The following is a 16,665-nucleotide window of genomic DNA, read 5'->3' as shown; positions in this document are numbered from 1 at the left end:
TGTTACCCTTCGGAGGATTCTACATAATATTTTTGTGAGTAGGGGCTGAGATTATGAAGTCGGCATACACGGTCATAGCGTGCCTATGTCTGGCGGCAACGCCAGCATGTGCCGAGGTTTTTTCTATTAATGATGCACTACGCCAGGCCATGCAGACCAACCCGGGTATCGGCGAGGCGTCGGCGAACCGGCGGGCGACGGAAAGCGAGCTGCGGCAAACCCAAAGCACACTGCTGCCGCAGGTGCGCATTGACGCCAGCTACGGCCCGGAAAAATTCGATCAATCGCCGGGCTTCATCACCCCGAACATTCAGGCGGCGCCGACCGTGGGGTCAGGCCCATGGCGCAATGGCAGCCAGGAATCAGTCGTGGTGCGCCAGCTGCTGTGGGACGGCTTTTCGTCGATCTATGACGTCTGGCGCCAGACCGCGCGCGTCAATGCCGCCGCCTCCCGCGTCAAGGAGAGAACCGAGCTGCTGGCCCTCGACGCCGCCGAAGGCTACATCGACGTCGTCCGCTACATGCGGCTGGTCAGCCTTGCCCAGCAAAACGTCGCGAAATCACGAGAAGATATTTTCGAACGTGAACTCCCGCTTCTCGGGCGGCCGGGCCGGCGAAGGCGATCTGGAGCAAGCCCGCGAGCGCGTCGAGGCCGCCCGAGCGGCACTTGCCGAATTCCAGCGCAGCCTGGATGACGCCAGGGCGAAGTACCGCAAGACGGTTGGCCTCGAGCCGATCAACGTTCGCTTCCCCGCCCCTCTCGCGGGATTGCCGCACAGCCGCGACGAAGCGTTGGCGACCACGCTCCGGTTCAACTCGACGATCGCGGCGGCACAGTCCGACGCCGACGCCGCCAAGCATGCGTTCAAGGCCACGGACGGCACATTCGGCCCGAAATTCTATCTCGAGGGACGGGCAACCCATTACGACAACTCCTACCCCTACGTGGCGGCCCCGGGAACTCCCTCCATCACGCATGAGGACTACAGCGGCAAGGTGGTCATGTCGTGGGACATCTTCCGCGGCGGCCAGGATGCCTGGAACAGGTCGGAGAAGGCCGAGCGCTATACCGAAGCCACCATGCGCCACGCCCGCCTGCAGCGCGACGCGTATGAGTCGATCGACAAGGCGTGGAATGCCCGTACGATTACGGCCACCCGCATCGCCGCGTTGACGCGTCAGCTGGAAGCGGATCGCAAGACCATCGCGGCGTTCCAGAAAGAATACGAACTCGGCCAGCGTTCGCTGATCGATCTCCTGAACGCGCAGAACCAGTTCTTCAACGCATCGGTCTCGCTCACCTCAGCCCGCGGCGTCGTGGTCTTCGCCGACTACCAACTGCTGGCCGCTATGGGGACCCTGATCGAGTACCTGAAGGCTCCGCCGCCGGTCGACGCTGCGCCGACGGACATGCTTTCGATCGGCCTGCCCCGCTACTCGTTCCCGACTCTGCGCGTGAACCTCCCGCAAACCGGGTCAGAGCCGCTGCACGTCGCCGTTCCGGCGCCTGTCGCCCGTCCTGCCAAGACCTATGCGGCAACCCAGCCGAAGGACGTTGGCTTTGCGGACCGTTTCACCGGCGCGACGACGACCGCAGCGGTGCCCGGTTCAACGGAATGGATGCAGCAGCAAAAGACCGCTGCGGACGGCCCGAACGTCATTTACGCGGACCCTTCAGCCACGGCGAACGCGAGCTCCTATGCGTCGACCAAGCCCCACTGGCTGCTGTCGGCCTTCCCGAGTTCCGCTCGGTAGCGACCTCCAACAAGCTCTGGACAGGACTGCCGGAAGGGCCCCAAGTCGGGGCCCTTTCAATTCCTTATTAATCGTTAAGATAAGTTTCGCTGAATTTGTTCGCTGTTTGTTGTAGTCTGCCCGAAATCTAATGCGATTGCTGCATTTCCATTTTGCTTGTCGAGGTTTCAGTTGTTGTTTCGCACCCCCAGCGCGGCGGCCGACGCCGTCCGCCCCTCGCCGGATAACTCGACCTCAAAGCCTGCCGCGACAAACAGGCCACGTGCGCTGGGCGACGATCCCCTCACCGCATCGTTGACTTATCTCGCCGCCCATCACGGCCGCGCGGTGAGCCGCGAAGCTCTGCTCGGCGGACTTCCGATCACGGACGGACGCTTGTCCGTTTCGCTCTACGACCGCGCCGCCAGACGCGCGGGTCTGGAGACCGAGGCCGTCAAGCGCGACATTTCAGACATTCCCGCGCTGGTCCTGCCGGCCGTCCTCGTCATGAAGAACGGCTCCGCGCTGATCCTTCTGGGTGTGGACCCGGCGAACAAGTCGATCAAGGTCGTTGATCCGGCGACGCCGAACAGCCCGCGCGTCGCCGACATCACCTCGCTCGCCACGGACTATACCGGCTATGCGTTCCTGGTGAGAAGCGCGCCGCAGGCCGATGCGCGCGCCGTCGCCGCAGGCGACATCCCCAGAGCCACTGGTTCTGGTCGGTGGTGAAGACGCATTGGCGCAGCTACGGGCACATCGCGGTCGCGGCCTTTCTGACCAACATCCTCGCGCTCGCGACGCCGCTGTTCACGATGAGCGTCTATGACCGCGTCATCCCCAACGGAGCAATCCCCTCCCTGATCGCGCTCTCGATCGGCATGGGGCTTGGCATCGTGTTCGATTTCATCTTCCGCATGGTCCGCAGCCGCATGATCGACGTGACCGGCAAGACGATCGACGTCGTGCTGGCCGCAAACATCTTCGAGCACGTGATGTCGGTGAAGATGGCGCAGCGGCCGACTTCGGTTGGTATCCTGGCCAATCAGCTCCGCGACTTCGACTCGGTGCGCGAGTTCTTCACCTCCGGAAGCGTGGTTTCGGCAACCGATCTGCTGTTCGCCATCCTCTTCGTCGGGGTGCTGTTCCTCATCGCCGGACCGCTGGCCTGGATCCCGCTGATCATGCTGCCGCTGGTCATGCTGATCGGCTTCCTGCTGCAGCGTCCGCTCGATCGCGCCATCAAGCGGCTGCAAGCCGAATCCGCCGCCCGGCACGGCGTGCTGGTCGAATCCCTGTCCGGCCTCGAAACCGTCCGCGCGACCGGCGCCGAGGCCCGCATGCAGACCTTGTGGGAACGCTCGGTTGCCGCGACCGCCCGATCCGGCGAGGACGTTCACTTCTGGTCGTCGATGTCGCTGACGAGCGCGAGCACGGCCCAGCAGATCACGAGTCTGCTCCTCGTCATCGTCGGCATTTTCCTGATCCTCGACGGCAAGCTGAGCGTCGGCGCGCTGGTCGCCGCAAACATGCTCGCCGGCCGCGTTCTGGCGCCGATCGCCGGGATCGCCTCGGTGATCACCAAGGGAACGCAGACGATCACGGCCCTCAAGGCGATCGATCGCATCATGTCGATCGAACGGGAACGCTCGCCGACCCGGTCCTATGTCGCAAGACGAATCGAAGACGGCAAGGTCGCCTTCGAGAACGTGTCGTTCGCTTACCCCAACGCGCCGGGTAACGCGCTCGAAAAGGTCAGCTTCAAGATCGAGGGCGGAGAAAGGGTCGGCATCATCGGCAGGGTGGGCTCTGGCAAGACCACGGTCGGCAGGTTGCTGCTCGGATTTTACGAGCCGAAGGAAGGCCGCATCCTGGTCGATGGCGTCGACTCGCGCCAATACGATCCCTCGGACCTGCGCGCCGGCATCGGCTTTGCGATGCAGGATACCGATCTGTTCTTCGGCAAGCTGCGCGACAACATCGCCCTTGGCAAACCGGAAGCGACCGACGAGGAAGTCCTGCTTGCCGCGCGGCTTTCGGGCGTCGAAAGCTTCATCGCCGGTCACCCGATGGGCTATGACATGCCCATCTCGGAAGGCGGCCGCAGCCTGTCGGGCGGCCAGAAGCAGGCCATCGGACTCGCGCGCGTTCTGATCCGCAAGCCTCGCGTGCTCTTTCTCGACGAGCCGACGGCGCACTTCGATATTCGCAGCGAACAGGAGTTCCTTGAGCGGCTCAAGGGCCTCAATGATGATCGCATGACCATCATCATTTCGACCCATCGCCTGTCATTGCTGAACATGGTCGATCGCTTGCTGCTGTTCGACAATGGCCGCCTGGTTGCCGACGGCCCGCGCGACAAGGTGCTCGCTTTGCTCCAGGGCCGGCCGGCGTCCGCGGCCCCGTCGCCGGAGAATACGATTCAGCCGAAATCCGCATAACGAGCAAATACATTATGGCGTCTTCCGATTTCACATTTGCAAATGATATCCGGTCCGCGGCGCTGCTGCGCACGCCGCGCACCTCCCGCATGCTGTTGTGGACGTCGTGCGCGCTGCTTGCGACGTTCTTGATCTGGGCTCATTTTGCCGTGCTGGACGAGGTCAAGCGCGGCAGCGGCCGCGTCGTGCCGTCGCGGCAGATGCAGGTGGTTCAATCGCTCGAAGGCGGGATCGTCGGCGACATCCTGATCCGGGAAGGCGACATCGTGCAGCAGGGGCAGTCCCTGATGCGGATCGATGATACGAAATTCGCTTCCGAGTTCGGCGAAATCCGCGAGCGCCGCGCGGCGATGGCGGCGCGGGTGGCCCGCCTCGACGCCGAGGCGCGCGGCCGAGCCGAGATCACCTTCCCGGACGATCTCGACAAGATGGTTCCCGCCGCCGTCGCGACCGAGACCAGCGTGTTCAAGATGCGGGGTCAGAAGGTCGCGCAGGACATCGACGTCCTCAACCAGCAGGTCACTCGCCTCACCGGCTCCCTCAAGCTCCTCGAGCGCGAGCAGACCCTGACGCGCAGGCTGTATGAGCAGAAGGTCGTGCCCGAGATCGAGATGCTGCGACTTGATCGGCAGGCAACCGAGATGAAGGGACAGCTGGCCGAAGCGCAGTCGAAGATCGCGAACATCACTGCGTCGTTCCGCTCACAGGCCGACGAGGACCTGGCCAAATCGCGTGCCGACCTCGCCGTGCTCGACGAGAATATCAAGTCCGCCCAGGACCGGGTGCGCCGCACGGATCTGAAGGCACCGGTCCACGGCATCGTCAACAAACTGAACATCAGCACCATCGGTGCTGTCGTACAGCCTGGCGCCAACCTGATGGACATCGTGCCGCTGGACAACACGCTGCTGGTGGAGGGCCGGATTCGTCCGCAGGACATCGCGTTTATCCGGCCCGACCAGGACGCGGTGGTGAAGATCAGCGCCTATGATTCCTCGGTTTACGGATCGCTGAAGGGCAAGGTCGAACGCATCAGCGCCGACACCATCGTCGACGACAAGGCGGAAAAGACCGAACGCCAGGAGACCTTCTACCGGGTCATGGTGCGTACCGATAAGAACCATCTCGGCACCGAGCAGCATCCGCTGCCGATCATTCCGGGCATGGTGACCACGGTCGAGGTCCTGACCGGCGAGAAATCCGTGCTGGACTACATCGTGAAGCCCGCCCGCCTGCTGCGTGACGAGGCCCTGCGCGAACGCTGATCGGGACCACGGATTCCGTGGTTAACCGATCGTAACCTCGGTTCGTTCAATTTCGAACGAACCGGCAAACCCCGGATTGACCGCCTTTTCGACATTCGAGGCGGCGCCCCCCTCCACTTAACTCCGCTTAAGCGGCCAAGGCGCCAGTTTGCGTCCCGATAACAGCGGGGACGCAGATCGACGCACAGACGTTGACGGTCCCCGACATTGGGGACGTCATATGAAGTCGCTGAAGTTTGCTTCGTCGGCGGTCATGGCCGCGGCTGCACTGACAATAGGTCTTTGCGCCACGCCTCCCGCGTTTGCCGCGGACGAGCTCTCTCTCGGAAAATCCGCCGGCGAGCTCGCGCCCGCTGCGGACGCCGCGTCGAACCGCCCGCCTGCCACCTTCTTCACCATCGCCGACGTCCTGGCCAAGCTCGACCGGCAGCACGGCCGGGGTCCGAACGCCATTCGCACCGCCTCGCTCACGCCGCCAAATATCGCGACCGACGCGGTGCCCGCGGCAAAGCCGCTTCCGCCTGTCGGCGCCGAGCCGTTTGGCCTGTTCACCTTCCGCGCACCGGAAAACGGCCTGTGGCGCAAATGGCGCGGCCTCGAATCCGATCTCGCAAAGGAGCAGAGCGTTCTCGAGCAATGCCGCGAGAACGCGACCGGCTGCCCGTCGCAGGCCGCGCAATTCCTTCGTCTGATCGGCGCGGTCAAGTCCAAGGCCGGACGCGACCGGCTGGATGAGGCCAACCGCGCCGTCAACCAGGCGATCCGCTATGTCAGCGACTTCGCCCAGCACGGCGAGGCCGATCGCTGGACTGCGCCGCTCGCCACCTTCGCGACCGGCAAGGGCGACTGCGAGGACTATGCGATCGCAAAATACATCGCGCTCAGCGAAGCCGGCTTCCCGCGCGAGGATCTGCGCCTGGTGCTGGGCCGCGATCGCGCCATCCGCCAGGATCATGCCGTGCTGGCGGCGCGCCTGGACGGCCATTGGCTGATCCTGGACAGCCGACGCTCCGAACTGATTGATGACGGCGAGCTCGGCAACTTCACACCGATGTTCGCGATCAACGACCGCGGCGTGCAGCTGTTTGCGGCCCCCTATGCCAAGCGCCTCCCGCTCGGCGACGAACTCGACGCGGCGCCGGCGGCCGCCAATGCCGCGGAGACGGAATGGACGGGGGTGGAGTCGCTTGATGCAGCGAGCCCCCTCACCGGCTTCCTGCCCGTGCTGATGTGATTGCCAGCGAGTAGGCGACAATTCAATCAATAAAAATCCGCGGAGAGGTCTCCGCGGATTTTCGATTTTGCTGCAAGCCTAGCCTAGAAAATATGAACGTTCGTGGCCGCCGGCAAGCCGGTGCTCACATGTGCGAGGTCCACCTTGTCGGAGCCGGTGCCATTTGCCGAGTACCAGAGCTCATGAGTCGTATTGTTGAAGAAGAACTTGTTCGTGCTTGCGCTTTCGTTCCAGGCGCTCGCGTTGTTCTCGGTCCCGCCGGTGACTGCCGATGACGTGAATTGACCAGCCGTAAGGGCGTTTGAAACGCCCGTCGGCAGGCTCAGACCGGCCACGTCGAGAAGGAGTGTATCACCGCTGTTGAAATCACTGATGATTTCGTGGGCGCTAAGATTGAGAACAAACTTGTCGTCCCCACCATTGCCAGTGAGCGTCTCGTTGGTTGGTCCGGCGACAATGACATCATTGCCGGCCGTGCCCAGCAGGGTCGCGGTGCCATTGATGTTGATACTGATGGTGCTCGACGCAGTGTCGCCGTCACCGTCAATCGTCGACACGTTGAAGCTCAGATCCTCGGAGACGTTCGTGGTCGACGAAACTCCGACGCCAACCAGGTCGACCTTGCCGCTGCCTGTCACGTCCGTGAACTGGACAGTGTAGAGCTGCAAGCCGGCCGGCGCTGTGGGCGTCGACCATTCGGTGGCGACCGTGGTGTGGGTGGAAGGATCGAAATCACCGGATACCGATGTGATGGAGGCGGCGTGCACTCCGTCCCAATAGGAGACGACGTAGTGAATGTCGTCGCCGGCTTTGTAACCGCTGAACGTGTAGTTCGCTACCGATTCGTGTGCTGGAGGATGGAACCCCGCGTTGCCGCCGGGGCTGGCGCTTGCGCCGTCCGTGAAGTCAAACAGCAGCTTTTCGTTGGGATCGAAGTTATTGTTGCCGACGCCCCAACCGTTGGTCGATCCGTTCACGCTGCCTTGAGCACCGCCGGAGGCCGTGCCCGAAATAACCGCCAGCTGATCGGTGCTCGAGGAAAGAATCTGCTCTTGCGAGGGTCCCGAGCCGAAGGCGGATGAACTGCCGACATTCTGGATCGTTGTCTCCGTGAATGGCTGAAGCAATGTGAACAGGTAGTGACCGGTTGTGTCATCCAGAGTCAGCGTGAAGATATTATTCGCTGCCGATGGGGCCGCACCGATATAGGCCGTCAAATTCTGTCCAAATGCGTCGATGGAATAGTGCACGGCCTGGCCATTGAACGTCAGGCCGGCCGGCGCCGTGTTTCCAGTCAAGGTGAAGTCATATGCGCCAAAACCATCGGCGCCGGAGAACACGGGTAGGTTACCTAGCACGGACATTCCCGCGTAATCGGCAATGATTCCATGCTCGATCGTGCCGAAACTCGGGCCGTCGTCGAGGAAGCTGATATGAGTGCTGATGTCGGCGGTGGCCGTCACATGATCGCCATCGGCGTCCGTCAACGTGACCGTCGCGCCGATCTTGCCGGCCGTCATCGTCAGCAGATCGTTCGAACTGGCGGTGCTGTTGTGGTGGAGCGAGAGATAGTCCGCCACATAGAGCTGACCGGTGATCGGATCGATGGCGATCGCGAACGCCGTTTGGCCCGTCAGGCTGGGGTTGGCGGCATCGTTGCCCACAGTACCGATGATCCGGCCGCTGGCATCCAGCGACAGCGCGATCCCTGTGCCATCCGTCAATGTCAGGCCTGACGCAGCGCTGAGGACGCTCAACGCATAGGTCGTAGACCCCGCGCCGTCAGAGCCGAAGCTGCCGCCGGCCACCGTCAGGATGCTGCTCGCGCCCGTCGAGGCAAAGCTGAGCGCGCCGTTGTCAAGCGACGCTGCCGACACATCGGTGTCGACGCCCTTGTTCGCGACCGTGCTGAACAGCGCGGCGACAGTGCTGGCGGCACCATTGAACGTGATAGCAGTAGAGCCGAGCACGTCGCTCGCGCCGCTGGTGGTCTGCACGCCGGGCGTCTCGTCCACGCCGATCGTAGCTGCGCTGACCGTCGCTGTCGGCGCCGTCGGACCGCTATCCTGGATCGTGAACACGCCGGTGCCGAGGTCGAGCGGCGTCGACACGCTGTCGCCGTCGGCATCGACGATGGTCTGCACCACCTGCAGCAGGTTGGCGCTCGAGAGCGTCAGCGTCGCCGCATCGTCCGAATTGTTCGGATCGGAGTGCCAGATGTTGTTGACCTGGGTGAAGGTCACGATCCCGGTTGCGGGATCAATGGTGATCGTGAAGTAGGTCGTCGCGCCAACCGAACCGGTGATGGTGTTGCCGGACTGGTTCAGCAGAATCTGCCGCACCTCGTCCGATACCATCGCCGTCGCCGGCAGTCTTGTCGGTCGCATCGAGCGCATAGAGGCCGGAGGCCACGTTCGAGCCCGTCAGCTTCAGCGTGTAGGTCGTCGAACCAGCACCGTCGCTGCCATAGCTACCGCCGGTGAAGTTGTCGGAGAAGTTCGCCGTCACGGAAACAAGCCCGTTCGGCGCCGTGCCGCCCGCGGTGTCGGTGCCAACAGGACGCGTCTCGTCCAGCACGAGCGTGTCGGTCGGGCCGGTCACCGTGCCGGCGGTCGGACCGCTGTCCTGGATCGTGAACACGCCGGTGCCGAGGTTCAGCGGCGTCGTCACGCTGTCGCCGTCCGCATCGGTGATGGTCTGCACCACCTGCAGCAGATTGGCAGCCGACAGCGTCAACGTCGCCGCATCGTCCGGGTTGGTCGGATCGGAGTGCCAGATATTGTTAAGCTGGGTGAAGGTCACGATGCCGGTCGAAGGATCGATCGTGATCGTGAAGTAGTTGGTGCCGCCGACCGAGCCGGTGATGGTGTTGCCGACCTGGTTCAGCAGAATCTGCGCACCCTGTCCGATACCATCGCCGTCGCCGGCGGTCTTGTCGGTCGGATCGAGCGCATAGAGGCCGGAGGCCACGTTCGCACCGGTGAGCTTCAGCGTGTACGTCGTGCTGCCAGCACCGTCGCTGCCGTAGCCGCCGCCGGTGAAGTTGTTGGAGAAATCCGCCGTCACGGTGTCGAGTCCGGTCGGCGCTGTGCCGCCCGCGGTGTCACTGCCAACAGGACGCGTCTCGTCGAGCACGAGCGTGTCGGTCGGACCGGTCACGGTACCTGCCGTCGGGCCGCTGTCCTGGATCGTGAACACGCCGGTGCCGAGGTTGAGCGGCGTCGACACGCTATCACCATCGGCGTCCGTGATGGTCTGCACGACCTGCAGCAACTCAGGGCGCGTCAGCGTCAGCGTCGCCGCATCGTCCGGGTTGTTCGGATCGGAGTGCCAGATGTTGTTGACCTGGGTGAACGTCACGATCCCGGTCGTCACATTGATCGTGATCGTGAAGTAGGTCGTGCCGTTCGCCGAGCCGGTGATGGTGTCACCGACCTGGTTGAGCACGATCTGCGTTCCCTGTCCGATGCCGTCGCCGTCACCGGCGGTCTTGTCGGTCGGATCGAGCGCATAGAGGCCGGAGGCCACGTTCAAGCCCGTGAGCTTCAGCGTGTAGGTCGTCGACCCAGCACCATCGCTGCCGTAGCTGCCGGCGGTGAAGTTGTTGGAGAAGTCCGCCGTCACGGTGTCGAGCCCGGTCGGCGCCGTGCCGCCGGCGGTATCCGTTCCTGTGGGACGCGTCTCGTCCAGCACGAGGGTGTCGGTCGGGCCAGTCACCGTGCCGGCGGTCGGGCCGCTGTCCTGGATCGTGAACACACCGGTGCCGACGTTGATCGGCGTCGCAACGCTGTCGCCATCCGCATCGGTGATGGTCTGCACCACCTGAAGCAGGTTCGCGGCCGACAGGGTCAGCGTCGCGGCATCGTCCGGATTGGTCGGATCGGAGTGCCAGATGTTGTTGACCTGGGTGAACGTCACGATCCCGGTCGTCTCATTGATCGTGATCGTGAAGTAGGTCGTGCCGTTCGCCGAACCGGTGATCGTGTCACCAACCTGGTTGAGCGCGATCTGCGCACCCTGCCCGAAATGGGTCGGGTCGGTGTCGGTCGGATCCAGCGCATAGAGACCGGAGGCCACATTCACGCCGGTCAGCTTCAGCGTGTAGGCCGTGTTGCCCGGGCCGTCGCTGCCGTAGCTGCCGGCCGAGAAGTTGTTGGAGAAGTCCGCCGTGACGGTGTCGAGCCCGGTCGGCGCCGTGCCGCCGGCAGTATCCGTTCCTGTGGGACGGGTCTCGTCCAGCACCAAGGTGTCGGTCGGGCCGGTCAACGTGCCCGCGGTCGGACCGCTGTCCTGGATCGTGAACACACCGGTGCCGACGTCGAGCGGCGTCGTCACGCTGTCGCCGTCCGCGTCGGTGATGGTCTGCACCACCTGCAGCAGATTGGCAGCCGACAGCGTCAGCGTCGCAGAATCGTCCGGATTGGTCGGATCGGAATGCCAGATGTTGTTGAGCTGGGTGAACGTCACAACCCCGGTCGTCTCATTGATCGTGATCGTGAAGTAGGTCGTGCCGTTCGCCGAACCGGTGATCGTGTCACCGACCTGGTTGAGCACGATCTGCGTACCTTGGCCGAAGTGGGTCGGGTCGGTGTCGGTCGGATCCAGCGCATAGAGGCCGGAGGCCACGTTCAGGCCGGTCAACTTCAGCGTGTAGGCCGTGTTGCCCGCACCATCGCTGCCATAGTTGCCGCCGGTGAAGTTATTGGAGAAGTCCGTCGTCACGGTGTCGAGCCCGGTCGGCGCCGAACCGCCGGCAGTGTCGCTGCCAACAGGACGGGTCTCGTCCAGCACCAATGTGTCGGTCGGGCCGGTCACTGTGCCCGCGGTCGGGCCGCTGTCCTGGATCGTGAACACGCCGGTGCCGACGTCGAGCGGCGTCGTCACGCTGTCGCCGTCCGCATCGGTGATGGTCTGCACCACCTGCAGCAGATTGGCAGCCGACAGCGTCAGCGTCGCAGAATCGTCCGGATTGGTCGGATCGGAATGCCAGATGTTGTTGAGCTGGGTGAAGGTGACGATACCGGTCGAGGGATCGATCGTGATCGTGAAGTAATTGGTTCCGCCAACCGAGCCGGTGATGGTGTTGCCGACCTGGTTCAGCAGAATCTGCGCGCCCTGCCCGATGCCATCGCCGTCGGCGGTGGTCGTGTCGGTCGCTTCGAGCGCAAAGAGGCCGGACGCCACGTTGGCGCCGGTGAGCTTCAGCGTGTAGGTCGTGTTGCCCGGACCGTCGCTGCCGTAGCTGCCGGCCGAGAAGTTGTTCGAGAAGTCTGCCGTCACGGTGTCGAGGCCGGTCGGCGCCGTGCCGCCCGCCGTATCCGTGCCGACGGGACGGGTCTCGTCCAGCACGAGGGTGTCGGTCGGACCGGTCACCGTGCCGGCGGTCGGGCCGCTGTCCTGGATTGTGAACACGCCGGAGCCGAGGTTGAGCGACGTCGTCACGCTGTCGCCGTCGGCATCGGTGATGGTCTGCACCAATTGCAGGATTTCCGGGCGCGACAGCGTCAGCGTCGCGGCGTCATCCGGGTTGGTCGGATCGGAGTGCCAGATGTTGTTGAGCTGGGTGAAGGTCACGATCCCGGTCGAGGGATCGATCGCGATCGTGAAGTAATCGGTGCCGCCGGCCGAGCCGGTGATCGTGTTGCCGACCTGGTTCAGCAGAATTTGCGCACCCTGTCCGAAATGGGTCGGGTCGGTGTCGGTCGGATCCAGCGCATACAGGCCGGACGCGACATTGGCGCCGGTGAGCTTCAGCGTGTAGGCCGAATTGCCCGGGCCATCGCTGCCATAGCTGCCGCCGGCGAAGCCGTTCGAGAAATCCGCCGTGACGCTGGCAAGGCCGGTCGGCGCCGTGCCGCCTGCGGTGTCGGTGCCGGCAGGCCGCGTCTCGTCGAGCACGAGCGTGTCTGTTGCGCCGGACAGCGCGCTCGCCGTCGGGCCGCTGTCCTGGATGGTGAACACACCGGTGCCGACATCGAGCGGCGTCGACACGTGGTCGCCATCCGCATCGGTGATGGTCTGCACCACCTGCAGCAGGTTGGCCGCCGAGAGCGTCAGCGTCGCTGCATCGTCCGGATTGGTCGGATCGGAATGCCAGATGTTGTTGAGCTGAGTGAACGTAACGATGCCGGTCGTCTCGTCGATCGTGATCGTGAAGTAGTTGGTGCCGCCGGCCGAGCCGGTGATGGTGTCACCGACCTGGTTCAGCAGAATCTGCGCACCCTGCCCGAAATGGGTCGGATCGGTGTCGGTCGGATCCAGCGCATAGAGGCCGGAGGCGACGTTGGCACCGGTCAGCTTCAGCGTGTAGGCGGTGTTGCCCGCGCCGTCGCTGCCATAATTGCCGCCGGTGAAGTTGTTGGAGAAGTCCGCCGTCACGGTATCGAGGCCCGTCGGCGCGGTGCCGCCCGCGGTGTCGGTGCCGACAGGCCGCGTCTCGTCCAGAACAAGGGTGTCGGTCGGGCCGGCCACCGTGCCCGCCGTCGGGCCGCTGTCCTGGATCGTGAACACACCGGTGCCGACATCGAGCGGCGTCGACACGCTGTCGCCGTCCGCATCGGTGATGGTCTGCACCACCTGCAGCAGGTTCGCGCTCGACAGGGTCAGCGTCGCGGCGTCATCCGGATTGGTCGGATCGGCGTGCCAGATGTTGTTGAGCTGGGTGAACGTCACGATCCCGGTCGTCTCGTCGATCGTGATCGTGAAGTAGGTGGTCCCGCCGACCGAACCGGTGATGGTGTCACCGGATTGGTTCAGCACGATCTGCGCACCTTGGCCGAAGTGGGTCGGGTCGGTGTCGCTCGGATCGAGCGCATAGAGGCCGGAGGCCACGTTCACGCCGGTCAGCTTCAACGTGTAGGCCGTGTTGCCCGCGCCATCGCTGCCGTAGCTGCCGGCCGAGAAGTTGTTCGAGAAGTCCGCCGTGACGGTGTCGAGGCCGGTCGGCGCGGCGCCGCCCGCAGTGTCGCTGCCGACAGGGCGGGTCTCGTCCAGCACCAACGTATCCGCCGCCGCGATCACCGTGCCGGCGCTCGGGCCGCTGTCCTGGATCGTGAACACGCCGGTGCCGACATCGAGCGGCGTCGTCACGCTGTCGCCGTCGGCATCGACGATGGTCTGCACCACCTGCAGCAGATTGGCGCCAGACAGCGTCAGCGTCGCGGCGTCATCCGGGTTGGTCGGATCGGAGTGCCAGATGTTGTTGAGCTGGGTGAACGTCACGATCCCGGTCGAGGGATCGATCGTGATCGTGAAGTAATTGGTGCCGCCGGCCGAGCCGGTGATCGTGTTGCCGACCTGGTTCAGCAGAATCTGCGCACCCTGCCCGATGCCGTCGCCGTCGGCGGTGGTCGTATCGGTCGCATCAAGTGCGTAGAGACCGGACGCCACATTCGCGCCGGCGAGGTTCAGCGTGTAGGTCGTGTGGCCCGGGCCGTCGCTGCCATAGCTGCCGGGCGTGAAGTTGTTGGAGAAGTCTGCCGTCACGGAATCAAGGCCGGTCGGCGTCGTGCCGCCCGCGGTGTCGCTGCCGACAGGACGCGTTTCGTCCAGCACCAGGGTATCGGTCGCGCCGGTCACCGTGCCGGCGGTCGGACCGCTGTCCTGGATCGTGAACACTCGGGTGCCGACATCGAGCGGCGTCGACACGCTGTCGCCGTCCGCGTCGGTAATGGTCTGCACCACCTGCAGCAGGCTCGGGCTCGACAGCGTCAGCGTTGCCGGATCGTCCGGATTCTTCGGATCGGAATGCCAGATGTTGTTCGACTGCGTGAACGTGACGATCCCGGTCGACGGATCAATCGTGATGGTGAAATACGTCGTCCCGCCGGCCGAGCCGGTGATGGTGTTGCCGGACTGGTTGAGGACGATCTGCGCGCCCTGTCCGATGCCGTCGCCGTCAGCAGTGGTCGTGTCGGTCGGATCCAGCGCGTAGAGACCCGAAGCCACGTTCGAGCCGGTGAGCTTCAGCGTGTAGGCGGTATGGCCGGGTCCGTCGCTGCCGTAGCTGCCGGACGTGAAGTCGTGGGAGAAGTCCGCCGTTACGCTGGCAAGCCCGCTCGGCGCAAAGCCGCCCGGCGTGTCGCTGCCAACCGGGCGCGACTCGTCCAGCACCAGCGTTTCCGCCGGGCCTTCCTTCTCGATCACCGTGCCGGCCGTCGGACCGCTGTCCTGAATTGTGAATACGCCCCCACCGACGTTGATCGGCGTTGTCACGCTGTCGCCGTCCGCGTCAGTGATGGTCTGCACCACCTGCAGCAGGCTGGCGCTGGAGAGGGTCAGCGTCGCGGCATCATCCGGGTTGGTCGGATCGGCATGCCAGATGTTGTTGACCTGGGTGAACGTCACGATCCCGGTCGTCTCGTTGATCGTGATCGTGAAGTAGGTCGTGCCGTTCGCCGAGCCGGTGATGGTATCACCGGACTGGTTCAGCACGATCTGCGCGCCCTGCCCGAAATGGGCCGGGTTGGTGTCGGTCGGATCCAGCGCATAGAGGCCCGAGGCCACGTTCGTGCCGGTGAGATGCAGCGTGTAGGCAGTGCTGCCGGCACCGTCGGCGCCGTAGCTGCCGCCAGTGAAATTGTTGGAGAAGTCCGCCGTCACGCTGGCGAGGCCGGTCGGCGTGGTGCCGCCCGCGGTGTCGCTGCCGACGGGGCGCGTTTCGTCCAGCACCAGCGTGTCGGTCGCGCCGGTCACCGTGCCCGCCACCGGACCATCGTCAACGATCGTCAGATGCGAGCCGACATCGACGCTCGCACTTGCCGACTGATTGTTGTTGTCGGTCACGGTGGCGGTCAGCGTGATCAGACCCGACGCCAGCGTGATCCCTTCATTGAAGTTGCCCGGTGTTGCCTCATGAACCGCGCGCAGATCGGTCAGCGTCACATGACCCGCGGTGTCAACCGAGACCGTGAGGACCAGATCGCCACTGATCGCCGTGCGCCCTTCCACGACGCCGGCCGCGTTGACCGTCAGCAGAACGTGCTGACCGGTCGCCGAATCGATCAGACCGGAATCTTCGTTCGGTGTCGTGACCGACAGCGCATAGGTCAGCGACTGCTGGCCGCCCGGCACCGTGACGTTGAACGACACCTGCACGGACGCGACCGTTGCCCCTGCGGGTCCGAGCCCCGAACCGGCGACACCATGGTTGGTGGCCGCGGTCAGGAAGCTCTCGTCGACAATCAGCGCCGACAGGGGGTTGCCGGAAATGGTCGGCGGCGGAGCAATGCCCAGCACGAAGCCGGTCGGCGGCACAGGGGTCACGAGGTTCGGCAACTCTTCCTGCGGCGCCAACACGTTGGTCGGCACAGGAGCTAGCGGATCAACCGCGAACGGGCGGAAATCCGCGCCGCTCGCCTGCGCGTTGCCGCTCGAGTTGCCGCCATTGTCGGCCGCCGGCAACACGGAGGCATCCGTGGTGATCGGAAACAAACTGGCGAATTCCTGGACCGAGACCTCGCGTCCCGGCGCCATCTCGATCGTGACATTCTTCTGTCCATCCGTACGGGAGTTGAAGAACGGCTCAACCGTGACGGTCGACTGGTTGTCGAACAGGATGATCAGCTTTTCGCCGATGTGGACCAGCGTGATCTTTTCATTGGCGATCGACGAAAAGTCGACCTTCACCTTCTGGTCGTATCCAAGATTGACGACCACCGCCTGATCGGTCAGCGGCTTGGTCAGCTTGTAAATTCGTACGGGAGCCGAATTGGTGGAATTGCCGGTGCCGGTTGCCTGAGCGACCTGAAACGAACCCTGCATTATCAACTCCGCAAAATGCGATTAGAGGAAAAGTTGTAGAAAAATTTAGTTTTAGGCTATTGTTAACCCTCCCCGCGGTCAAGAAATGTATTTGGTTAATCAATGCTTTCCGTCGAAGTGTGGTAAAGATCGGACAGGTCGAAGCAGAAAGAACAACGGCTTAGCCGGATTAACTTGGCCAAAGGCAGTATTTCCCCGGCCCCCGTTCGTCCTTCCCGGCGATTTGGAG

General features: G+C 63.9%; 4 protein-coding genes and 2 pseudogenes. 4 read left to right on the top strand and 2 right to left on the bottom strand.

Annotation, left to right across the window (positions count from 1 at the left end; genetic code table 11):
• The first annotated feature begins 53 nt into the window (after window positions 1–53).
• The 4 genes and pseudogenes from ACSKB9_RS39915 (at window position 54) to ACSKB9_RS39900 (ending at window position 6,674) form a co-directional block, all read left to right on the top strand.
• Window positions 54–1,755, top strand: a pseudogene (locus ACSKB9_RS39915) (TolC family outer membrane protein).
• 267 nt (window positions 1,756–2,022) lie between these two features.
• Window positions 2,023–4,175, top strand: a pseudogene (locus ACSKB9_RS39910) (type I secretion system permease/ATPase).
• A 14-nt stretch (window positions 4,176–4,189) separates the two neighbouring features.
• The gene (locus ACSKB9_RS39905; RefSeq protein ID WP_438079750.1) at window positions 4,190–5,440 is read left to right on the top strand and encodes an HlyD family type I secretion periplasmic adaptor subunit; all 1,251 of its coding nucleotides are present in this window, start codon (window positions 4,190–4,192) and stop codon (window positions 5,438–5,440) included.
• 220 nt (window positions 5,441–5,660) lie between these two features.
• Window positions 5,661–6,674, top strand: coding sequence for a transglutaminase-like cysteine peptidase (locus ACSKB9_RS39900; RefSeq protein ID WP_438079749.1), 1,014 nt, complete (start codon window positions 5,661–5,663; stop codon window positions 6,672–6,674).
• 83 nt (window positions 6,675–6,757) lie between these two features.
• Here the strand turns inward: ACSKB9_RS39900 and ACSKB9_RS39895 are convergent, their stop codons facing one another.
• Entirely contained in the window at window positions 6,758–9,031 is a 2,274-nt protein-coding gene (locus tag ACSKB9_RS39895; protein ID WP_438079748.1) for a DUF5801 repeats-in-toxin domain-containing protein, read from the bottom strand.
• Window positions 8,934–16,436, bottom strand: a complete 7,503-nt coding sequence (locus tag ACSKB9_RS39890; protein ID WP_438079747.1) for a DUF5801 repeats-in-toxin domain-containing protein — start codon at window positions 16,434–16,436, stop codon at window positions 8,934–8,936. Before ACSKB9_RS39890 ends, ACSKB9_RS39895 begins: the two co-directional genes overlap by 98 nt.
• Window positions 16,437–16,665: the final 229 nt, after the last annotated feature.

Source organism: Bradyrhizobium sp. BR 1433 (genome assembly GCF_051547665.1).
GTDB lineage: Bacteria > Pseudomonadota > Alphaproteobacteria > Rhizobiales > Xanthobacteraceae > Bradyrhizobium > Bradyrhizobium australafricanum.
This window is presented reverse-complemented; position numbering and strand designations above follow the sequence as displayed.

Coding starts and splice junctions, on each gene's coding strand:
- ACSKB9_RS39905 (WP_438079750.1), top strand. CDS start 4,190: ATGGCGTCTTCCGATTTCACATTTGCAAATGATATCCGGTCCGCGGCG.
- ACSKB9_RS39900 (WP_438079749.1), top strand. CDS start 5,661: ATGAAGTCGCTGAAGTTTGCTTCGTCGGCGGTCATGGCCGCGGCTGCA.
- ACSKB9_RS39895 (WP_438079748.1), bottom strand. CDS start 9,031: ATGGTATCGGACGAGGTGCGGCAGATTCTGCTGAACCAGTCCGGCAAC.
- ACSKB9_RS39890 (WP_438079747.1), bottom strand. CDS start 16,436: ATGCAGGGTTCGTTTCAGGTCGCTCAGGCAACCGGCACCGGCAATTCC.